Below are 20,976 nucleotides of genomic sequence, written 5' to 3' on the forward strand. Positions count from 1 at the left end.
AGATTACAGAAGTTTATCAGACAAAGTTCTTCTCACCATCAATCGGGTCACCCTGTTCGCACTGATTCTTTCTCTGGGACTTGTGGTGGTTGACCCGATCACCAATGTCGACAACATCCAGCGGCATGTTTTCGCACGCAAGCGCAACCCCCGCGATGCAACCCTCTTTGCGGTGGGTGAAGTCCTGCCGCCAGTCATCCTGTCCACCCTTGCAATTATCGTGTCCTTCACCCCGATGTTTTTTATCACCGGGATAGTGAGTGTCGCAGACCCGGTTTTTTTCACGGCCACCGCCTTGGGAGCCTGGCCCATCACCCTCGATCCCATTTTCTCCGGTCTGGCCTGGGCATTGATTTTCGGCCTGATCGCTTCAACCCTGTTCACACTGGTGGTGGTGCCGGTGACTTTTTACGCGGTTTATCGACATAAATACGAATAAACGCCGCTCTAATCGAATGCATCAAACCGCTTTCTGACTGCACCCTCGTCGTGGAATTCGGGGTTTGCGCGGCCCAACTCCCACCGGGATACGGGAAAGTGTGTGGGTGCGCCCTCCGAGATGATAGGCAACAATGCGCGGCGCAGATGGCCGCCTGCCGCGCATCCCGCCGTCAACCGCAAATTTCATCCGGGAGACAGCTTCACCGACTGCCTGCTCCAGAGCGTCCCTTCCGATGCGCTGCAATAATGGGCGGATAGCGGTTTCGTCCAGATAAAGATCGGCCAGAGTGACATTCACCTGGTCTCCGACTTCAATCATGACCTCTCCCTCGTACCAGCCGTCTCCCAGCAGTGCGCAAACACGCAAAGCTCCATCATCCTTGAAATCAACGTGGTGAATGTCGAGATACAGCGCCGACGAAGCGGCCTGCTCAAGATCAAGTGCAATCATATCCTCTCTCCTTTCCCTCCGGGTATGGATCAAGGATTGCACTGGACCGAGACAGAATATGTCACAAAGCAAATTGCAGATTCAGCGATGGAGGGCCTGCTTCAGACCGTCACGAAACTTCTCCCGTAGAAAGGGGGGGGAAAGAACCTCAACATGAGGCAGGAAGGAATAAAGCCAGGAGAGAATCTCCCGCTCGCCTGCGGCGGTGAACGAAAGAGTAAGAGAGCCATCCTTGTTTTCAACAATAGACTGGTCAGGATGCCAGGTGCGCTCGCGGATCAGGTGCGCGATCTCAGCGCCGAACCTTGCCTCGATGTTCATTGCACAGTCATCAATCAATCCAAAAGCCTGACCGGTCAGATCAGAAGCATCGAAATCCTCCGGCACCTCAAAACGCTCTCGCAGAATCTCAATATCCTGAATGCGGTCAACCAGGAACAATCTCAGAGCCTTGCGGTTATGACTGTACCCCCCAAGGTAAAGCGCGCTCTGGTAAAAAAGTAAAAGATAGGGATCGAACAGGTAGCTCTGCGCTTCTCTGCGAGGCGGGCGATACTGCATGCGACACCGGTATTGAAACAGCAGGGCACGGCGTACTTTCTCCAGGATCTCTTTCTTGTCGTGATAATCGCGAACCCCCTGGAATAGAGGCACCGCGGCTTCTGAAATCCGTTCAAGATGAGCCACATTGCGCGGCGAGAGGCTGGATCGGATCTTATCGAAGATGGAATCGAGATCTTCCTGAAATGGAGTCCCCTGCAAAAACCCCAGTTGCCCGCGACACAGGTACAGTGTCATCAACTCTTCCAGGGAAAAATTGATGGGAGGGACTTTTTTAAAGCCTGTCAGGAAACGGTAAAGCGTTCGGCCGTCCGCCTGGGGTTCGCGCAGAAGGGGATACCCTGCGTCTGAGACGGCCTGAAGGTCACGATAAACGGTGCGACGGTCGACCTGGCATTCTTCCGCCAACTCCTCGACCGTCGCACCATAACGCGCTTCGAGCAGCCGGATCACATTGTGAAGCCTGGCTGCCTGACTGTATTTCTTAGCCGGTTTTCCGGGCCGGCGCTTGCCTTGCGTTTTATCCATAAACCCTGCAGACCGTCCTACAGCAACTGAATCAAAGGGAGCAGGAACTCGTCGCCGGCTGAACCTGCTTTCCGCGCCCCATTGCGTAATAATCGAATCCCATCGATTCCATGCGTTCCGGATCATACTGGTTGCGGCCGTCGAACACAACCGGAGCCTTCATCAGGCGCTTCATCGCATCGAAATCGGGGTGGCGAAACGGTTTCCACTCCGTGACCAGCACCATCGCATCGACACCTTTCAAGGCGTCGTACTGATGCTCGGTAAGGACGAGCTTTTCCTCTTCGAACCAGGCTTTGGGCAGCTCACGCCGTGCAGTTTCGGCAGCCACCGGATCATAGGCCAGCACCCGGGCCCCTGCCCCGATCAACTGATGCAGAAGCGCGATTGAAGGAGCTTCGCGCATATCATCGGTGCCCGGCTTGAAAGCAAGCCCCCACACGGCAAAGGTCAGTCCGGAGAGGTCTTTGCCGAAGCGTGTCGAGATCTTTTCGCCCAGCATCATCTTCTGAAACAGGTTGCGTTGATGGACAGACTGCAATACCAGAGGAAAAAGCTGGCGCTGCTCGGCCATATGGATCAGTGCGTTAACATCTTTGGGAAAGCAGGATCCGCCGTAACCGCAGCCTGGATAAATAAAAGAATAGCCGATGCGAGAGTCCGACCCGATGCCGAGACGCACTTTTTCCACATCGACTCCAAGACGCTCACAGAGGGTCGAAATTTCATTCATAAAGGAGATTTTGGTCGCTAGCATGGCGTTGGCGGTGTATTTGGTCATTTCGGCATCGCGAACGCCCATCACCATGATCTTGTCATGATTACGCGAAAAGTCAGCATACAACGTCCGCATCACCTCAGTGGCACGCTCACTCTCCGAACCGATAATAATGCGATCAGGGCGCATGAAATCATCCACCGCGGCCCCCTCTTTGAGAAACTCGGGATTGCTGACCACATCGAATGGATGATCAACGCCGCGATCCTGCAACTCCTCCAGAATCACTTCACGCACTCTTTCCCCGGTCCCGACCGGCACCGTGGATTTATCCACCACAACCGCATACTTATCAAGGTTGCGTCCGATTTCCCTCGCAACTTCAATTACATAACTCAGGTCGGCGGAGCCGTCCTCGCCCGCGGGAGTACCAACGGCAATGAAATAGACATCGCTGTCGGCCATGGCATCAGCCAGCGCCGTGGTAAAACGCAGCCGCCCTTCCTGAAAATTGTTCTGAACAATGCGCTCAAGACCGGGCTCGTAGATGGGGATGATCCCTTCCTTGAGCCGCTCGATCTTACTTTCGTCCACATCGACGCAATAGACATTATGTCCCATTTCAGAAAAACAGGCGCCGGTCACCAGACCCACATAGCCGGTTCCTACCACAGTCAAATTCATGTTTTGAGTACCTCCATAAGAAAACACCAGGGATCAATTACACTGGCTTACTTTATTCGCGTCCGTCAAAGTTTCTTTTCCCATTCCCAGGCGGTGCGCACGATATATTCAAGGTCATCATGCACGGGGGCCCATCCTGTAGTGCGTCGCAGTTTTGAACTGTCTGCGACCAAAGCGGGCGGGTCACCTTCACGCCGGTCGGTATCCTCGACCGAGAAGTCCACACCGGTCACTTTCCGTGCGATATCGATGACTTCACGCACAGAATACCCATGGCCATAACCGCAATTGAACACGGCGGACCTCCCCCCCCTCGAACAGATAACGCAGTGCATCGGCATGGGCCGCCGCCAGATCGTCGACATGAATGTAATCGCGAATACAGGTGCCGTCGGGGGTGGAATAATCGGTTCCGAACACCTGCAGCTTTTCGTATTCTCCCTTGGCTGTTTTCAGAGCCCGTGTAATCAGGTGGGTTGCATTGCGATATTTCTGACCGATGCGAGCCTGGGAATCAGCACCGGCGACATTGAAGTAACGCAAAGCGACATAATTGAAATCGCTGCGGGCAGAGGAAAAATCGGAAAGAAAACGCTCGGTGATGCTTTTTGATGCACCATAAGGATTGATGGGAGCGAGTGGTGCGTCTTCCTTGACCGGGATTTCATCGGCGATGCCATAAACAGCCGCGGTGGAACTGAAAATCAGGTTGGAGAGATTCAGCTCGCCCAGAACCTCAAGCAGGTTCAGGGCATTGGCGCTGTTGTTGCGATAATATTTGAGCGGGTTGGCGACGCTTTCCGCCACTTCAATGTGAGCGGCGAAATGAATCAGGCCATCGGGCCTAAAATCGCGTAAAGTCCGCCGCAGGAGATCCTTATCAGCGAGGTCACCCTCAACCAGATCGCCATGCAGAATCGACTCGCGATGGCCGGTCGACAGGTTGTCATAAGTCAGCACTTCATAGCCCCGCTCTCCCAGGACCTTGACGGCATGACTTCCGATATAGCCGGCACCTCCGGTGACGAAAATCCTTTTCATCGCACTGTTCCCCTCTTCCGGATAATTAGGAAGCTTTCGGACCTTGAATGAATCCTCTGACGATTCCCAAAGTCCGACAGCACCGTAGTAACTTTACCAACGTGCGCCTACGCGCAAACCATAACCGTCCTGGCCAATGGGGGTGGGACCGAAAAAATAGCCCGGGTTGTCCTCGTGAAAACGCACCGCAATACGCGCTGAAAGTTCGCCAATCAACGCTCCGACCATGACATCGGACAGCCAGTGTTCATCATCATAGACTCTTGAGGCCCCGACGAGGCCGGCTAATCCGTAATAAAGCCACGGAGTCCATGTCTTCCTGCTGCGGCTGCTCAATACCCCGGCCAAGGCAAAAGCGTTGGCGGTATGCGCAGACGACAGGGAATGACGCGGGTCTGAAAAAGACAGGGGACGAAAAGACCAGGCATCTTCATCAGCATCCGGGCGGTGACGGCCAAAACCGACTTTTACTACTGCAGTTGCGGCCTGAGACAGAAAAACAGCCTCAAAGGCCAACTGCCCTGTCTGTGCCAGGTGAGGGTCATCCCGCCAGGTACCGACGCCCCACAGCAGCGCGGAAGCCCCCAAGCCAGTGGCCGGATGTCCGAGAAGATCAAATCCATCAGCCAGATGATCGATCGAAGAGCTTCGATTTCGGCGCATTTCACTGCGGAAATCTTCGTCCCACAGTGACGCCAGGCCGGCAGCCCCGACAACCCCAATACTCAGCAGGGTTTCCTGGCGCGTCCAGAGGCCATCAAGCGCAACAGCGTTCTGCTGTTCTTCGGCACATCCAGGAGAAGCATGAAAAATCCCACACAGAATGAGTACCACAAGAAGGCACCTCCCTCTGTGTGACAAAGCAGCGCCCCGGACACGTTTTTGGGCCATCTTCACCCCGTCACTCCCACTCGATCGTAGCAGGCGGCTTGCTGGAGATGTCGTAGACCACGCGATTGACGCCCTTGACTTCATTGATGATGCGATTGCTGATGCGGGCCAGGTCGGCATAGGGCATGGGGTACCAACCGGCGGTCATGAAATCGCGGGTTTCAACCGCACGCAACGCAACCACATATTCATAAGTCCGGCCATCGCCCATGACGCCGACACTTTTTACCGGCAGAAAGACCGCAAACGCCTGGCTGATCTTGTCATAATGACCGGTGCGGAAGAGTTCTTCAATATAAATGGCATCGGCACGGCGCAGGATATCGGCATAGTCTTTTTTCACTTCTCCGAGGATGCGCACGCCAAGGCCCGGGCCGGGGAAAGGATGGCGCCAGACCATAGGGTGCGGCAGGCCGAGTTCCTCGCCGATGGCGCGTACTTCATCCTTGAAAAGTTCGCGCAGAGGCTCAAGAAGCTTGAGCTTCATGAACTCAGGCAGGCCGCCGACATTATGATGGCTCTTGATGTTGTGCGCCTTGCCGGTTTTACCGCCGGCCGATTCGATGACGTCGGGGTAAATAGTTCCCTGGGCAAGCCACGACGCCCCTTCAATCCTGGCCGACTCTTCTTCAAAGATCTCGATGAAAAGGTTGCCGATGATTTTTCGCTTGCGCTCCGGATCCGGCTCACCGGCCAGAGCCTGCATGAAGCGATCCTCGGCATCGACACGAATTACGCGAACACCAAGGTTTTCAGCAAAAGTCGCCATCACCTGATCGCCCTCTCCGAGGCGCAGCAGTCCGTTGTCAACAAAAACACAGGTCAGTTGATCGCCAATGGCGCGATGGATCAAGGCCGCCGCCACAGAAGAATCGACACCACCGGAAAGCCCGAGGATAACCTGCCCATGACCGACCTGCTCACGGATGCGTGCGACGGCATCATCGATGATCTGTCCGGGAGTCCATTGGCCGGTGCAGCCGCAGATTTTGCGCACAAAGGTGTCGATCAGGATTTCGCCGCGGGGCGTATGGCTGACCTCCGGATGAAACTGCACCCCGTAGAGCTTGAGTTCGGCATTCTCAATGGCGCAAACCGGCGCGTTATCGCTGCGGGCCACCGTTTCGAAGCCTTCCGGCATCCTTTCCACATGGTCGCCGTGGCTCATCCAGACCGGGCTTTTGCCCTCAACGAAGAAGCCGTCGAACAAGGGCCCCGGGCACCCCTGGGCGATCAGATCGGCATGGCCGTATTCGCGCTTGCCGGCCGGTACGACCAGACCGCCGAAGTGGTGGCTCATCACCTGCATGCCGTAGCAGATACCCAGAACCGGCACCCCCAGTTCGAAAACCGCATCGGAAAGACCCGGAGCACCTTCTTCATAAACCGATTTCGGGCCGCCGGAGAGAATAATGCCCTTAGGTGCAAACGCGCGGATCTCATCCTGTGTCATGTCATAAGGATGCAGTTCGCAATAAACGTGTGCCTCACGCACGCGCCGGGCAATCAACTGAGTATACTGGGACCCGAAATCTAGAATGAGGATCTTTTCCTGATGAATATCCTGAACCATGAGCGGTGACTCCACTGCGAAAAAAAGGTCGCTAAAAAATCGCGGGGCCGGGATTCATGGTCCCGCCCCCGCAAGGTGTTATATCCTTATGGGCTGTCGCATCAGCTCGATCGTTCGAGCCGATAGTTGGGTGCTTCCTGGGTAATGGTCACATCATGCACATGAGATTCGCGCAGACCGGCGTTGGTGATGCGGACGAACTGAGTACGCTCGTGCATTTCCTTCAGAGTCCGGCAGCCGGTGTAGCCCATGCCGGAACGCAGGCCGCCGATCAGTTGGTGGATATTGGCGGAAAGGCTGCCGCGGTAGGGGACCCGTCCCTCGATCCCTTCGGGCACCAGCTTGACATCGCTCTCCACATCTCCCTGGAAGTAACGATCTTTGCTGCCCATCTTCATGGCGCCAAGGCTGCCCATGCCACGATAGGATTTGTAGGTACGCCCCTGGTAAAGAATGGTTTCCCCGGGAGATTCGTCGGTACCGGCAAACAGCGAACCGACCATGACGACATCCGCACCGGCCGCGACCGCCTTGGGCAGATCGCCGGAAAATTTGATGCCGCCGTCGGCAATCAGGGGGATTCCGGCTTTGTGAGTCACTTTGGCCACATCCATAATGGCGGTGATCTGCGGCACACCGACCCCCGCCACAACGCGAGTAGTGCAGATAGAGCCGGGTCCGATGCCGACCTTGACCGCATCGACGCCAGCCTTGATCAGGGCCTGGGCAGCTTCAGCCGTGGCGATGTTGCCCGCAATCAACTGCAGGTCGGGATACTGGCGGCGGGTGTCAACGATGGCATCGAGCACCCCCTGTGAATGACCATGGGCGGTATCGATGATCACCACATCGACGCCGGCGCGCACCAGCAGTTCGAGCCTTTCTTCACGGTCGCCGCTGACGCCGATGGCCGCCCCTGCGCGCAGGCGGCCCAGGTCGTCCTTGCATGCGTGGGGGTACTTGCGCACCTTTTCAATATCCTTGATGGTGATCAACCCCTGGAGAGCGCCCTGCTCATCCACTACCAGTAACTTCTCAATGCGATGCTCATGCAGATGCTGCTTGGCTTCCTCCAGGGTCGTACCTGGAGGTACTGTCACCAGGCGATCCTTGGTCATCACATTGCGAATCGGCTGATCGAGACGAGTCTCAAAGCGCAGATCCCGGTTGGTGAGAATCCCTACCAGGCGTCCGTCCTTGGTGATCGGCACGCCGGAGATCCGATAGCGCTGCATCAACTCAAGCGCTTCAAAAATCTTCTGGTCGGGATCCATGGTAATTGGGTCGACGATCATGCCGCTCTCGGATTTTTTGACCTGATCGACTTCGACCGCCTGTTCCTCGGGGGTCATATTCTTGTGAATGATCCCCAGACCGCCTTCACGCGCCATGCAGATAGCGGTGCGCGATTCAGTCACCGTATCCATCGCAGCCGACAATAAAGGCGTATTGAGTTTGACTGCTGCAGTCAGTTGGGTGCTCAGGTCGACTTCTTTGGGCAGAACCGTTGAATGGGCGGGAAGAAGCAGGACATCGTCAAACGTCAGTCCTTCGCGAATTTTGTCGCGATCCAACATAGATAAACTCCTCGGCGAAGGGATATGGGGGTGGCCGAAAGCACCTTGAGAATCGTGTTCCGGTCTCGAATGAAAAATTGAACGGGGGCGTTTTCTTTCCTGTGAAGAAAAACATCCCCCGAGAAAAAATAATTGGTAAGTCTATCCCAGGAGACGTCCTGATATCAAGCCCAACTTACAAAAACCCGGTACAGAGAAAATGATTATTGAGGGATGAACTCTTCGCGGCTTTTCATGCGCAAAACGGAAGCGGCAAGCAGCTTCACCGTATTTTCCAGGTCTTCGAGGGAGAGAAGTTCCACGGGCGTATGCATATAGCGCAGCGGCACATTGACCAGCCCGGTCGCTACTCCGCCGCGCGAGAGCTGCATGACATTGGCATCGGTGCCGGTGGCACGCGGATGACCGAGAACCTGATAAGGGATCTGCTCTTCGCGAGCCGTCTCCACCAGGAGATCGAACAATGCCGGATTGATGTTGGGGCCTCGACCGATTACTGGGCCGCTGCCGACGCGGATGTCACCATGTTCCTTTTTGTCGACGTCGGGAAAATCGGTGGCAAAGCCCACTTCGATGGCAATTCCCACATCCGGGTTGACGCCGTAAACGCTGGTTGCCCCGCCGCGCAGGCCGACTTCCTCCTGCACGGTTGAAACACCATAAAAATCAACGGCGAGCTCCTTCCGGGATCGCAGCTCTTCCAGCACCCGGGCAACAACGAAAACCCCCATCTTGTCATCAAACGCCCGGGAGGTCACTCGATCGTTCTGCAAACGCTCCAGACCAACTGCAAATGTAATCGCGTCCCCTACCGACACCAGTTCCTGCGCCTCGTCCCGGTTCCGGCATCCGATGTCGATAAACTGGCTCTTGATCTTGATGACCGATTCGCGATCCTTGGGTTCAATCTGATGAATAGGCTTTTTACCGACCAAACCGTTGACTGTGCCGCGCCGCCCGTGGATTCTGACCCTCTGCCCGGGCACAAGATGGGCATCGACACCACCGATAGCGGCGAAATAAATAAAGCCCTGATCATCGACATGCTTGACCATAAAACCGATTTCATCGCAATGACCCGCCAGCATGACCCGGAGCGGACTTTCACCCTGCCCTTTGAGGCGGGCGATCACGTTGCCCATAACGTCGGTGCGTAATTCATCGGCAATATTTTCAACCGCGCGGCGAAAGACACGCTGAGCGGGCTGTTCAAATCCGGAAGGGCTGGGCGCCTCTACCAGTTCCTTAAGAAAATTGAAATGTTTCTCATTCATGGATAAGACCTGTCTGTAATTCGTAGCTCAAACACCAAAACCCGACACCTTGCCCCTCAGCCCTCAGCCCAACGCCCAAGGCCTCACACCCTATAACCCGCGCCTTACCCCCTCATAGCCTTATCAACCAGGGCGGCACTGTTGCGACGACACTGCTCATACTCTTCATCGCTCAACCCCGCCCCCAGCGCCACATTACGGGACATTTCGGCTGAAACAAGATCTCCGGGGGCGTGAGCGTCGTTGTTGACAACCAGCTTGGCCTTGTATTTTCTCGCCAACTGCGCAACATGCCCGTTGGTAAGACTGTGGCCTTTGCGTGTCGTGATTTCAAGGCAGACACCGCGCGCGGCGGCAAGCTCCACATCTTCATCGCGAATCAACCCGGGATGAGAAAGAATATCGATATCCGCCGCCAGGGCGGCGGCGTTGGTCCCCTCCGCGACCGGCTCCACCAGCGTTTCACCGTGGCAGACGACTATGCGGGCGCCCAGTTCCCGCGCCCGTATGGCTGCTGCAGCAATCTGATTCGGCGGGATATGAGTCAGCTCGATTCCCGGAATCACCTTTATCCCCCAGGCATCCCCATAAATAGCCGCGGCTTCAACCACCCTGGGAATGATGAAATCGAAATTGGAAAGGTCGCCATGATCGGTCAGAGCCATGGCTTCATAGCCGGCCACTGCCGCGCGCCGAATCAGTTCGGCAGGAATCAGTTCGCCGTCGCTGAAGAGTGTATGCATATGCAGATCAATCATGATCACGGTCCTTTTGAATGAATTCTGTCGCCAGATAAACAAGCAGGTTGCGCACTCCTTCCCTGTCCCCCCTGTTTAACATGAAACCTTCCCCGTCCGCCTCATTGAAAACAATCCGCGCCAGGGGCACCTTGGCCCGGCTTGCAAAAAATTGCTCTGCGGATCCGGTTTTGCCGGGTACGGCGAAAGAGAGAGCCCCCAACAAACGCCGGCAGAACGGAGCCCACAGGGGACCGGCATCCTCCATGGCCGGAAGAAGCAGAAGGCGCAGAGAGAAGGTCTCGCCAAGCCTCAGATACCCAATATCGTGTATGGTGCCCAGGCCAAGAGCCGCAGCGCCCCCCGGTTCCACTCTGAATTCGGCAATCCCCTGAAAAGATTGGATCAAACGCTGAACATCCTCGGAAGCTGAAGCGAGCACCAGCAGTTTCATGGAAGCTTCTTCCAGCAGGCTGTCCCCTTCCCCCAGACTGTCTTTGAGACGAATGATCTCCTCGGAGGTCAGAAGCGACCGCGAGGTGCCGGCTGTAGACTGTTCGCGCCGGACCTCGATCAGACCTTTCTCAATGAGAATTTTTACGATCTGCAGGATATCGTAATCGCTGCGCGGGCAGTGATCGAGCAGATCTCCGAGACGGGGGTGGTGTTCGAGCAACACCAGAATCTCCTGGGTGGTCGGGCGCAGACCGCGAGGCAGACGCTCCAGGGGCACTTTAAGAGCAAGAAGGGCATCGTGCGGCGGCAGATCGCCGGACATGGCGTTGAGTTCATCGCTCTGCCGCAAACCTTCCATGATCAGATGATCAAGGGGCTGCGTGATGCGTACTTCGCCGCCGGCGACACCGGGTGAAAAAGAAAAATGTCCTTTGTCCCAGGTCAGAAGTCGGAAAAACGCTTTCTCTCCCTCGACGGAACCGAGGCGAGCGTTCACAACGGTTCCTTCAAGAAGTTGGATCTCTCCCCTAACACTGTCGCGATCAAGCCTCAGGGTGCCGTCTTTGCGGTTGTGTCCCAGAATCTGCAGCATATCCGTCAATGAGACCTGCTCCAGATCACCTTCGACCTGCTTCCCCCCCCGGGTCACCTCTTCAGTGCGCTCCTGCCGACTGAGATGTCCCAGGGCCACCGACAACAACTGCTCGTGATTGAAAGGGCGTGCCAGGTAGTGATCGCGATGACGGCGAAAACCTTCGACATCCCGCCCCTCGGGACCGACGAAGAGAAAGGCCAGTTTGTCCGTACGGGGATTGGCGCGTAGAATCTGGCCGAGGCGAGGCCCGTCGATCATGGGGAGATCGACATCGACGACCATCAGGTCAGGAACCATGGCGAGGGCTCGCTCCAGAGCCTGACTGCCATCGCCGCAGGTATGAACGGAAAAACCGCGGCGCGCCAGGGCCTGGGCGACTTCTGCAAAATCGCCACGGGTGCTGGCAAATAGAATTTTTTTACCGGTAGACGTGTTCATAGAGATACTCAGATCTGCACCTGCAGCTGATACTGTTCCTGAAGCTTGGCGATCATATTTTCAACGAAATAAAAATCGGAGGTATGGAATCCGACCAGTTCCCGCCCCCGTCTTCGGGCGAAAAAAGCGTAGGCGCTATCCTCGTTGAGATACATCAGAAAAGGCACCCGGGAAAAAGGTTCCGCATCAATATAGATGGGCAGGGTCCGCTGGTAACTCCATTGCACCCGTTCGCGGCCGCCTACAAGAAAAAGGGATGTTGCGGAGTTCTCCAAACGCTCAAGATAAGGCAGGGAGCGATGAATCTCCTCAAAATCAGCGCACCCGCGAAAGATCACGCCCCGCACACGGCCCGACTCGATCACTTCACGGCAGAACGCACTCTGGATCAGATCGAGATGATGTGCCGGCATGCGAACAAAGCGGCTTCTGGTTCCATCCTGAAACCTCTTCAAGCGGGGAGAAACGCTCACGCCCTGCGATGAAAAATCGTAATCCTCGGGACGGCCGAGCAGGCGGCCGACGACATCCCAAAAGGAGGCCCCCTGCCAGTTCTCTTTCAGAAACAGACTGTTGCGCAAACCATCAAGGCGTTTTTCTGCGGTCGCGGAAAGGTCCTCGAAGCTCGCTCCGTCCAGGGGGAAGGATGCAGAGCGCATATAGGCTTTAATGGGATGGCTTTTCTTCAGGTCGCACAAGGTCAGGCGATCGGCCAGCGCTTTGCGGATGCGCTTCTGGGTGACAAGCGATCCCCAGTAGTCGGTTTCAGGCAGCAGAATATAGAAATCGTCCCCCGCCGACATGGCCATGATGTCGGCATCGCGCAGAATGGTATTGATCGCCTCGATAATGCGCGACATGGCCGATTCAAGCTCACGATTGCGGAAATGGTGGTGCAGCTCGGCATAATTTTCCACCCGCAGCCGAATCAGCGAAAGATGCCGACCGTAACGCCGCACCTTGTTGAGTTCTTTTTCCATGTGATCACGGAAAAAAGCCATGTTGTAGGCTTCAGCGCTCGGGGTGCGCAGGCTGCGCTGTTCGATGGCGCGCTGCAGCAGCACATTGTGCAGGGCGCTGCCGGCAAATTCAGACACCGCAGCGGCCACACCCAGGTCGTTTTTCTGAAAGGCGCTGCGCCCCACCGGTGATTCAAGGCGAATCAGCCCCAGGGCTTCGTGTCCGTGGACCAGGGGAAGCCACATCCGGTCATCGCCCTCGAGAAGGACAGGCTCTCCCTTTAGAATCAGGCGCCGTTGTTCCCCGGCAGGCTGCAGCGTTTCTTCGGTGGCCGGCACACGGGCGAGTCCCCGACGGCAGCGGCGTCTGAAAAAATGTCCGCCGAAACCGGCCAGCCACAATACGGCCCCTTCGGCTTTGAGCAGTTCCATCAGGGTGTCGAGAACCAGGTCCCCCAGGCGATCAAGTTCATGTACATGGAGAAAGGCCAGGCATTTACGATAGGTGGTGAGGATTGAAGCGTACTCGATGTTTTCGTCGAGCAGTCGGTGGTGCTCCTGGTGAAGAGCTTTGCGAAACAGGGTCTTGTTGATCAGCAGTTGGAACTCTTCAGGGTTGATGGGCTTGAAAACGTAATCCGCCACCCCGAGCTTCATAGCAGCCACCGCCGTCGTGACATCGGCCTTGCCGCTGACCACGATCACTTCCTGGTCGGGATTGAACATCTTGATGCGACGGCTGGTTTCAACGCCGTCGAGACCGGGCATTTCCAGATCGGAAATGACCAGGTCGAAATCTTCCCGTTTAAGCAGCTCAAGAGCCTCCTCGCCGCCGGAGACGCAACGCACGGCATATCCTTCAGGCGTCAGGAGATCCCGATAGAGTTCGTGAAAAAACTTTTCGTCATCGATGGCGAGAATGCGCCCTTTGGCCATATCCGGTTCCGCTCAAGCAACGGGTTGTTCTGTGACGAAGGGATGAAAAATTGGCTGCAATGAGGCCGTCGCCTCAGCCGGTCCGTCTCATGGGCTCGACAGAGGCCGGCAGTTCACCACGCTGGCTGTTTTTCATGGACGCGATCACACGCACCGGCACAATACGTCCGATCAATGATGAGTCCGCTTCGAAGTGCACGATCCGGTTCCAGGTCGTGCGGCCGAAAAGTTCCCCCTTCTGCCGGCTCTCGCCTTCAACCAACACCGGCAGAGTTTGCCCCACATCCTGTTGCCAGATCCCTGTACTGATCGCCTGCTGCAATGTCAGAAGCCGATCGAAGCGCTCCTGTTTGCGTTGCGGCGGCAGAGACTCTTCCAGATCCGCCGCGGCCGTTCCCTCGCGCCGGGAATAAAGGAAGGAGAAAACATCGGCAAAACGGACTTTTTCCATCAGAGTCAGGGTCTGTTCGAACTGCTCCTCAGTTTCTCCGGGAAAGCCGACAATGATATCCGAGGTCAGGCGAATATCGGGGCAGGCTTCTTTGAGCCGCTGCACTTTATCCAAATATTCTTCGCGCGTGTAGCCACGGTTCATTTTTTCCAAAACGGCATCAGAGCCGCACTGCACCGGTAAATGCAAGTGGGTGGCCAACTTGGGAAGCTCGCCGAAACACCGGATCAGATCATCGGAGAGATCTTTCGGATGCGATGTCGTAAAACGGATCCGCTCGATTCCCTCGACCTCATGGACTTCGTGAAGCAATTGGGCAAAGGAAAGCTCTCCCGGCTCGTTGGCTCCGTAGGAATTGACATTCTGTCCCAGAAGAGTCACCTCCCTGACACCACGATCGGCCATTTCGCGCACTTCGTCCAGGATATCTGCGGAAGGACGGCTGATTTCACGGCCGCGGACATGGGGCACAATGCAATAGGAGCAGAAATTGTCGCACCCCTGCATGATGGTGACGAACCGGGTGATGTTGCCATCGGTCGAACGTTCAGGGAACAGGTTCTTGCGCGTCTCCCGGTCAAGAAACTGCGTTTCCGCCCGGCGATCGCGGCGTTGGGCGCCGGCCACCATTTCAGGCAGACGGTGGATATTGTGAGTTCCGAAAACCAGGTCGACAAAGGGCAGCTTCTGCAGAAGACGCTCACCCTCCTGCTGGGCGACACAGCCGCCGACCCCGATGATCAGGTCGGGTCGGCGCTGCTTGAGAGGCTTGAAACGTCCCAAATGACCGTAAACCTTACGTTCCGCCTTGTCACGCACTGAACAGGTATTGAGCAGGATCAGATCGGCGTTCTCAGGATCTTCCACAGGCCGGTACCCTCCAGCCTGCAGCAGATCCACAATCTGCTCGGAATCCACCACGTTCATCTGGCAACCGAATGTTTCAAGATAGAAAAACTTCGACATTTCTTTCAATTAAACCCTTATTTTGGATGAATGGCGGTCATGGTAGTCAATCGGCGGCAGCGATGTCAAACAAATTAACATGGACTGAAAAACCCCGGAAAGCTTTAAGTAACAGGGCTTGTCCTGTTCAATCAGCGCGCTCGAGCAAGTCGATCAGATGTTCGGGATATTCGATGCAGCACAGGGTCAAAGAACGGGGGCTGCCCTGCCCCCGTATCCGCACATGAGCCAGATGCCTACCCAGAGGGAAGAATTGGACATCCCGAACCTCGTGCAACTCTAGTTCGGAGATCCTCCTGCGCCCAAAACCGCGCAGGACAATGAGGCGTTGGTCGGTCAGAAGGTAAAAGACTCCGGGCCACTCCACACGCGCCAGCACCGGCGGGACACTCCCCAGGAGCAACGCAATCAATGGGAGGAGGAATACCAGGCGGGAAAGCACAACAGAATCATGCAATTCGCCTCCCAGCCGCACCACAACGCCGGCCAGTACCGCTGCGCCGAAAAGCAGGGCAGAAAATCGCATCAGGTTCAACCCGCGGAACGTATAACAGCGCGGCGCCGGCTTGGCCTCCCACCTGAGCTTTTCGCCGGGCCTCAATAAGTGATCTCGATTCACCGGGCAGATTGCAGTTGCTGCGCCCGCTGTGCTGCTGCCTGTCCGATTTTGCTGTCGGGGGCGGCCTGCGCGACTTCCTGATAAAGAGCGAGCGCATCGTTTCTGCGACCCACCCCTTCATAGGCCTGTGCCAGCAGATAACCGGCCTGGGGGGTCGGCAGAAGCTTCATACTGTACTCGAGATGCTCCACCGCGGCAGCCGGCTCTCTCTTTTCCAGAAGGACAAAACCAAGCCCCATGCGCGACTGGAAATACTCTCCATGCAGGTCAACGGCCTGACGCAGATACCTCTGGGCCGGAATCGTATCGCCGATCTTGAGGGAGGCCAGACCGACCCCCGTCAGGATCAGAGATTCCTGCGGGGCTATCCGCAACGCCTGCTGATAAAGTTCAATGGCTTTCTGATACTGTTCCTGGGCTTCAAGCTGACGCGCCTCGTCGTAGAGGTCATAGGCTTTCTTTTTCTCCCGCAATCCGGCGGTCGCCTGCATAAAGGCGGTCGCATTGGTCTGCATGTCACTGCCGATTCGTGAAGGGGGATAATTGGCTTGAATGTACTGTTGGTTTTCCAGCATCCGTTCCTTGCTGAAGGGGTGGGTGCGGAAAAGACCGCTAAGCCAATCCGGCTCCGCCCCCCCCTCGAGTTTGCGATAAAAGAGTTCCTGCAGCTCAACCGCGCCCTGCGGGTTGTAGCCGGCCCGCACCATATAATCGATGCCGAGACGATCCGATTCGCGCTCCTGCTCCCGGCTGTAAGTATTGTTGATCAAGCTGGCTGCAATCTGACCGGCCTGGCTGGTCAGTCCCCCATAGGCGGTCTGGGAAGTCAGACTTCCCAGCACCCCGACCCCTAACTCAAGCAGCACTCCGCGCTGAATTCCCTGGACCGAGTGACGCGCCGTCACATGTGCGATTTCGTGGCCCAACACCGAAGCGAGCTGTGCTTCATTTTCCATAACGGTCAGCAGCCCCCGGGTAATGGCGACCGGTCCACCGGGCAGGGCAAACGCATTTGGTGTGGAATCGTTGATGACCGTGAATTGATAGGGCAGGTCAGGCCTGTGGCTGTAACGCGCCAGGCGTTTGCCGACGGTGTCCACATATTCATTCAACTGCGGATCGGGATAGCTGCCGCCCATCTGCTGGATCACCTGGGGATAAGAAGCCTGTCCCAATTCGATTTCCTGGCTTTCGGGGACAGGGATCAGCGCCAGCTCTCTTTTCCCTGTCACGGGATTAACGGCACATCCTGCCAACATTATCCCCAATAGCGCTAGAACGATCCATCGCATTGACCACCATCTTTTATCATTCATGCCGACTATCCTTTTCGATAATCTTCTGTGGGCACTGCACATCGCCCCAAACGGAAAAATTCAGAACCCGCGATATTATTTTGCCTTTGTCCGTAAATTCAACTAATATTGGAGGGTTTTTCCAATCAAACCGCAAATACGTTCAAGGAGTCTCTTCTCAAATGTCGCAAAACATCCGCAATATCGCCATTATCGCCCATGTCGATCACGGCAAGACCACGCTGGTTGATGCCCTGCTCAAGCAGTCCGGCATCTTCCGGGACAACCAGGTCATCACCGAGCGAGTGATGGACAGCAACGACCTGGAAAAGGAGCGTGGTATCACGATCCTCGCCAAAAACCTCTCCATCCGTCATGGCGATCTCAAAATCAATATCGTCGACACCCCGGGTCACGCCGACTTCGGCGGCGAGGTGGAGCGTGTTCTGAAAATGGTCGATTCGGTCCTGCTGCTGGTCGATGCCTGCGACGGCCCCATGCCCCAAACCCGCTTCGTCCTCAAGAAATCCCTCGATCTCGGCCTCAAACCGATCGTCGTGATCAACAAGATCGACCGCCCCGGCGCCCGGCCGGAAAAGGTGGTAGACATGGTATTCGACCTTTTCTGCGAACTCAACGCAAACGAGGACCAGCTTGACTTTCCCCTCGTCTACGCCAGCGCAAAAGAAGGATACGCAAAAAAGGAGATGGCCCAGGATTCGGACAATCTCGAACCTCTTTTCCAGATGATCGGCGAACGCGTCGCACCGCCGGAAGCAGATCCGGATCGACCCTTCCAGATGCTTATCACCCACATCGACTACAATGACTATATCGGGCGAATCGCCACAGGCAAGATATTCAATGGCCGCATCCGCACCGGCGACCCGTTGGCGCTGGTCAAACGCGGCGGGGAGATCGTGCGCGGCCGCATCTCCAAACTGCTCGGCTACGACGGGCTCAAGCAGGTCGAGATCGAGTCTGCATCGGCGGGCGATATCGTCACCATAGCAGGCTTTGAGAAGGTCGGCATCGGAGAGACTTTCGCCGCCATCGACAACCCCCATGCCCTGCCCTATGTTTCCATTGACGAGCCAACCATTGCAATGAATTTCATGGTCAACTCATCCCCCTTTGCCGGTCGCGAGGGCAAGTTCATGACCTCGCGGCAGATCCGCGAACGACTGCAGCGTGAACTTCGCACCAACGTCTCACTTCGGGTTGAAGACACCGAGAACACCGACACCTTCAAAATCTCCGGCCGGGGGGAATTGCACCTGTCGATTCTGATCGAAAATATGCGCCGGGAAGGTTTTGAGCTAGCGGTTTCCAAACCCGAGGTCATCATGCGGGAGATCGACGGTGAGGTCTGCGAACCCATGGAATACCTCGTAATCGATGTTCCTGAAGAATTCCAGGGGACCGTGATTGAAAAACTTGGCACCCGCAAGGCGGAAATGGTCTCCATGCAGCCCATGGACGGCATCAACCGACTCGAATTCGTGATCCCCGCCCGCGGTCTGATCGGCTTCAGAACCGAATTTCTCACCGACACCCGCGGTACCGGCATCATGACCCACACCTTCCACGGATACGCCCCCTTCAAAGGCGCGATCCAGGGGCGTAAAAACGGAGTTCTCATTGCCCTGGAGGCCGGCGAAACGGCAGGCTACGCCCTGTTCAACCTGCAGGATCGCGGAATTCTGTTCGTTGGACCGGGAGTGGATGTCTACGAAGGCATGATTATCGGACAGCACGCCAAGGAGAACGACCTGGTTGTGAACCCCTGCAAAGGGAAAAAGCTCACCAATGTACGCGCCTCCGGCAGCGATGAAGCGATTCGCCTGACTCCGCCCCGCAACCTGAGCCTGGAACAGGCGCTGGAATACATCGACGAGGATGAGCTGGTGGAGATCACCCCGACCTCGATTCGCCTGCGGAAAAAATATCTCGACGCCAACGAAAGAAAGAAATACGAGAAAAAAAACAAGTGACCATCTGGATTCCTTGTGAAAAGCAACAACTTTACGGAAAGCCGAATTGGTCAGACCAAATAAAATCCAAAAAACAAAATCAGAGTTTAAATCGATTTTTTTAAAACGAAATCAGATAGTTGAAAGGATTTCACTGTTCAATAGGTGTATACCGGGCGATAAAAATAAAATAACGGTATGGTCCTTAAAACGAGAGCGCCATAAATATCTGTTTTTCCTGCATTTTTTGGATCAAAAAGCTTGCATCCCCGGCGCGAAATCGTTATACTGACAATCAGTTATGGGATAAAGAACCAAATAACAAACAAAAGAGGTGACACAAATGATTGAATGCCCGGTCTGCAAAGGCAAGACTCATGTAGAAATCGATACTCACTCGGACGGCTATGCTGAAAACCTGCAGGAATGCGGGGATTGCGGTGCTGTGTGGGTACGTAAAGGGACCAAAAATCTCATGGTGCACGGATCAACCCGCCAACAGGCGGTCAACCTGTAATCAAAACCAAGAAACTGACCCACAACAAGGGTTTTCTGCGGGCGATAAGGCCCGCAAACCTGCAAGGTTTCCCCACCAAACGCTTCCGATCTATTCAAATATAAGTAATCGGACAATTCAAGTCATATTAAGAGCCTATATTCCCAGCCGCGCATCGCGTGGCTGGGAATTATTTTATGTCCCCTTCTCCCCCGCGCTGCAATAGAACGATCAAGCGGTCCGCGGCCGTTCGACCTAAGCTTTCCAGAATCATCTCCGTTGAAACAGCCTCAGTCTCCTGCACCGACAGATCAAAACTTTCAAGCAGGCGCCCCTGATCATCAAATGCTTTCAGCAGCGCGCTGGCTTCCATCCGCCCCGGGCTTTGATCAAGTTCAACCTGCGCCTGCACCAGCAGATCCCGATCGAATGCCGGCGCCAATTCCAACCCTCTTCCCGCCATGGTGCGAACCAGACCGCCGCGCGTCACTCCCTCCGTATCACCCTGCACCTCCACATTGAAGGTCATGCCCCGAAGCAGCGCGCTCATGCGGTGTTCGATCTCAGCCAAAAGAGCAGCTCCTGCATCAATGGAGGCATCTGGCTGAACGACCTTGATCCGTTCTGCCAGAACGGATCTAGCTCTCTGCAACTCAGAAGCAAGCTCCAAACGCTGCATCTGCTCGGCGCGGGAAGGCTCTTCCTGAGCTTGGTCCAGCGCAAAATCAACACCTTCTTCAAGTTCCTGTACGGCCTTCCACAGAGGAACAACAGCCTCTCGCCGGTCAAGAGTTGCTATCACATGATGCTGCCCTTCTTTTTCGTCTTTCCAGTAATCGAGTGTCGTAATATTTTTTTCTGCCAGCAGCACGAAAGGTTCCTGGGAGGCAAAGTAGGCGGGGGCAATCTGCTGCAGGATGAAGAGGCGGGCCTGCTTTTCAGCCTCCAATTGTGAATCGCCTGCGCCGCGTGCAAAGACATAAGATTTGGTATCATATCCTTCAGGATCATTGACCAGCCAGGCGGGCTTATCCGGCCCGCCACAAGCAGCGAGCGCACAACACAGCAGAATCAACGGGGTCAATGCTTTAAATAATCGCATAACATCTCCAGAGAAACAGTCATATCAGGGCGTTTGGGCGACAAACAGAGAATTGGGCTTGCTGTACCCCCATACAACGGCCCCGGGGAAACAAAGTTAACTTCATTTTACCTTAAACCCCGTCCTGTTAAAACAATCATCTTTGTGCGAGAGGCGAAAGAATTCAAAATGCCGCCGGATGCGATACGCCGGCGGCAATACTCTTTTTTAATTT

At 55.6% G+C, this 20,976-nt stretch carries 16 protein-coding genes and 2 pseudogenes; 3 read left to right on the forward strand and 15 right to left on the reverse strand.

Features of this window, described 5'->3' with window-relative positions; translation table 11 throughout:
- Nucleotides 1-34: 34 nt before the first annotated feature.
- Nucleotides 35-256, forward strand: a pseudogene (locus GSUB_RS20110) (efflux RND transporter permease subunit); the annotation flags it as partial.
- Nucleotides 257-460: 204 nt separating this feature from the next.
- On the opposite strand, the gene GSUB_RS10575 reads toward GSUB_RS20110, so the two are convergent.
- The 14 genes and pseudogenes from GSUB_RS10575 to GSUB_RS10640 form a co-directional block, all read right to left on the reverse strand.
- Nucleotides 461-892, reverse strand: a complete 432-nt coding sequence (locus tag GSUB_RS10575; RefSeq protein WP_040200731.1) for a hypothetical protein — start codon at nt 890-892, stop codon at nt 461-463.
- 81 nt (nt 893-973) lie between these two features.
- Nucleotides 974-1,981 (reverse strand): helix-turn-helix transcriptional regulator, encoded by a 1,008-nt coding sequence (locus tag GSUB_RS10580; protein WP_040200733.1) that lies wholly within the window; start codon nt 1,979-1,981, stop codon nt 974-976.
- Nucleotides 1,982-2,012: 31 nt separating this feature from the next.
- Nucleotides 2,013-3,383 carry a UDP-glucose dehydrogenase family protein gene (locus tag GSUB_RS10585; RefSeq protein WP_040200734.1) on the reverse strand — a complete coding sequence of 457 codons (1,371 nt, stop codon included), beginning with the start codon at nt 3,381-3,383 and terminating at the stop codon, nt 2,013-2,015.
- 65 nt (nt 3,384-3,448) lie between these two features.
- Nucleotides 3,449-4,424: pseudogene (galE, locus tag GSUB_RS10590) on the reverse strand (UDP-glucose 4-epimerase GalE).
- A 93-nt stretch (nt 4,425-4,517) separates the two neighbouring features.
- Complete coding sequence (locus tag GSUB_RS18080; protein WP_052464857.1) at nt 4,518-5,258, reverse strand: phosphatase PAP2 family protein; 741 nt, start codon at nt 5,256-5,258, stop codon at nt 4,518-4,520.
- Nucleotides 5,259-5,325: 67 nt separating this feature from the next.
- Nucleotides 5,326-6,888 (reverse strand): glutamine-hydrolyzing GMP synthase, encoded by a 1,563-nt coding sequence (gene guaA, locus GSUB_RS10600; RefSeq protein WP_040200735.1) that lies wholly within the window; start codon nt 6,886-6,888, stop codon nt 5,326-5,328.
- A 101-nt stretch (nt 6,889-6,989) separates the two neighbouring features.
- Nucleotides 6,990-8,465, reverse strand: coding sequence for an IMP dehydrogenase (guaB, locus tag GSUB_RS10605; protein ID WP_040200736.1), 1,476 nt, complete (start codon nt 8,463-8,465; stop codon nt 6,990-6,992).
- Between the two features lie 203 nt (nt 8,466-8,668).
- Nucleotides 8,669-9,739 (reverse strand): M42 family metallopeptidase, encoded by a 1,071-nt coding sequence (locus GSUB_RS10610; RefSeq protein WP_040200737.1) that lies wholly within the window; start codon nt 9,737-9,739, stop codon nt 8,669-8,671.
- A gap of 104 nt (nt 9,740-9,843) precedes the next feature.
- Nucleotides 9,844-10,497 carry a histidinol phosphate phosphatase domain-containing protein gene (locus GSUB_RS10615; RefSeq protein ID WP_040200739.1) on the reverse strand — a complete coding sequence of 218 codons (654 nt, stop codon included), beginning with the start codon at nt 10,495-10,497 and terminating at the stop codon, nt 9,844-9,846.
- Nucleotides 10,490-11,965 carry a DUF4388 domain-containing protein gene (locus GSUB_RS10620; protein WP_040200741.1) on the reverse strand — a complete coding sequence of 492 codons (1,476 nt, stop codon included), beginning with the start codon at nt 11,963-11,965 and terminating at the stop codon, nt 10,490-10,492. The genes GSUB_RS10615 and GSUB_RS10620 overlap by 8 nt, the downstream gene beginning before the upstream one ends.
- Nucleotides 11,966-11,973: 8 nt before the next feature.
- Nucleotides 11,974-13,860, reverse strand: a complete 1,887-nt coding sequence (locus tag GSUB_RS10625) for a GGDEF domain-containing response regulator (RefSeq protein WP_040200742.1) — start codon at nt 13,858-13,860, stop codon at nt 11,974-11,976.
- A 73-nt stretch (nt 13,861-13,933) separates the two neighbouring features.
- Nucleotides 13,934-15,277: a tRNA (N6-isopentenyl adenosine(37)-C2)-methylthiotransferase MiaB gene (miaB, locus tag GSUB_RS10630; protein WP_040200743.1), complete on the reverse strand. Its 1,344-nt coding sequence runs from the start codon at nt 15,275-15,277 to the stop codon at nt 13,934-13,936.
- Between the two features lie 127 nt (nt 15,278-15,404).
- Nucleotides 15,405-15,803 (reverse strand): PH domain-containing protein, encoded by a 399-nt coding sequence (locus GSUB_RS10635; protein ID WP_144402000.1) that lies wholly within the window; start codon nt 15,801-15,803, stop codon nt 15,405-15,407.
- 89 nt (nt 15,804-15,892) lie between these two features.
- A complete protein-coding gene (locus tag GSUB_RS10640; RefSeq protein WP_052464858.1) occupies nt 15,893-17,128 on the reverse strand; it encodes a M48 family metallopeptidase in 1,236 nt (411 codons plus the stop codon).
- A gap of 245 nt (nt 17,129-17,373) precedes the next feature.
- Here GSUB_RS10640 and typA point away from each other — a divergent pair, with 245 nt between their 5' ends.
- Both typA and GSUB_RS19395 read left to right on the forward strand, forming a co-directional pair.
- Nucleotides 17,374-19,185: a translational GTPase TypA gene (gene typA, locus GSUB_RS10645; protein WP_040200745.1), complete on the forward strand. Its 1,812-nt coding sequence runs from the start codon at nt 17,374-17,376 to the stop codon at nt 19,183-19,185.
- A 322-nt stretch (nt 19,186-19,507) separates the two neighbouring features.
- Nucleotides 19,508-19,681 (forward strand): hypothetical protein, encoded by a 174-nt coding sequence (locus GSUB_RS19395; protein ID WP_158414074.1) that lies wholly within the window; start codon nt 19,508-19,510, stop codon nt 19,679-19,681.
- 169 nt (nt 19,682-19,850) lie between these two features.
- Here GSUB_RS19395 and GSUB_RS10650 read toward each other — a convergent pair whose 3' ends face one another.
- A complete protein-coding gene (locus tag GSUB_RS10650) occupies nt 19,851-20,762 on the reverse strand; it encodes a hypothetical protein (protein ID WP_040200746.1) in 912 nt (303 codons plus the stop codon).
- Nucleotides 20,763-20,976: the final 214 nt, after the last annotated feature.

This window comes from Geoalkalibacter subterraneus (assembly GCF_000827125.1).
Taxonomy (GTDB): domain Bacteria; phylum Desulfobacterota; class Desulfuromonadia; order Desulfuromonadales; family Geoalkalibacteraceae; genus Geoalkalibacter_A; species Geoalkalibacter_A subterraneus.

Excerpts from the sequence above, each read along its gene's own strand:
- GSUB_RS10575 (WP_040200731.1), bottom strand. The coding sequence starts at position 892 with ATGATTGCACTTGATCTTGAGCAGGCCGCTTCGTCGGCGCTGTATCTC.
- GSUB_RS10580 (WP_040200733.1), bottom strand. The coding sequence starts at position 1,981 with ATGGATAAAACGCAAGGCAAGCGCCGGCCCGGAAAACCGGCTAAGAAA.
- GSUB_RS10585 (WP_040200734.1), bottom strand. The coding sequence starts at position 3,383 with ATGAATTTGACTGTGGTAGGAACCGGCTATGTGGGTCTGGTGACCGGC.
- guaA (WP_040200735.1), bottom strand. The coding sequence starts at position 6,888 with ATGGTTCAGGATATTCATCAGGAAAAGATCCTCATTCTAGATTTCGGG.
- guaB (WP_040200736.1), bottom strand. The coding sequence starts at position 8,465 with ATGTTGGATCGCGACAAAATTCGCGAAGGACTGACGTTTGACGATGTC.
- GSUB_RS10610 (WP_040200737.1), bottom strand. The coding sequence starts at position 9,739 with ATGAATGAGAAACATTTCAATTTTCTTAAGGAACTGGTAGAGGCGCCC.
- GSUB_RS10615 (WP_040200739.1), bottom strand. The coding sequence starts at position 10,497 with ATGATTGATCTGCATATGCATACACTCTTCAGCGACGGCGAACTGATT.
- GSUB_RS10620 (WP_040200741.1), bottom strand. The coding sequence starts at position 11,965 with ATGAACACGTCTACCGGTAAAAAAATTCTATTTGCCAGCACCCGTGGC.
- GSUB_RS10625 (WP_040200742.1), bottom strand. The coding sequence starts at position 13,860 with ATGGCCAAAGGGCGCATTCTCGCCATCGATGACGAAAAGTTTTTTCAC.
- miaB (WP_040200743.1), bottom strand. The coding sequence starts at position 15,277 with ATGTCGAAGTTTTTCTATCTTGAAACATTCGGTTGCCAGATGAACGTG.
- GSUB_RS10635 (WP_144402000.1), bottom strand. The coding sequence starts at position 15,803 with ATGCGATTTTCTGCCCTGCTTTTCGGCGCAGCGGTACTGGCCGGCGTT.
- typA (WP_040200745.1), top strand. The coding sequence starts at position 17,374 with ATGTCGCAAAACATCCGCAATATCGCCATTATCGCCCATGTCGATCAC.
- GSUB_RS19395 (WP_158414074.1), top strand. The coding sequence starts at position 19,508 with ATGATTGAATGCCCGGTCTGCAAAGGCAAGACTCATGTAGAAATCGAT.
- GSUB_RS10650 (WP_040200746.1), bottom strand. The coding sequence starts at position 20,762 with ATGCGATTATTTAAAGCATTGACCCCGTTGATTCTGCTGTGTTGTGCG.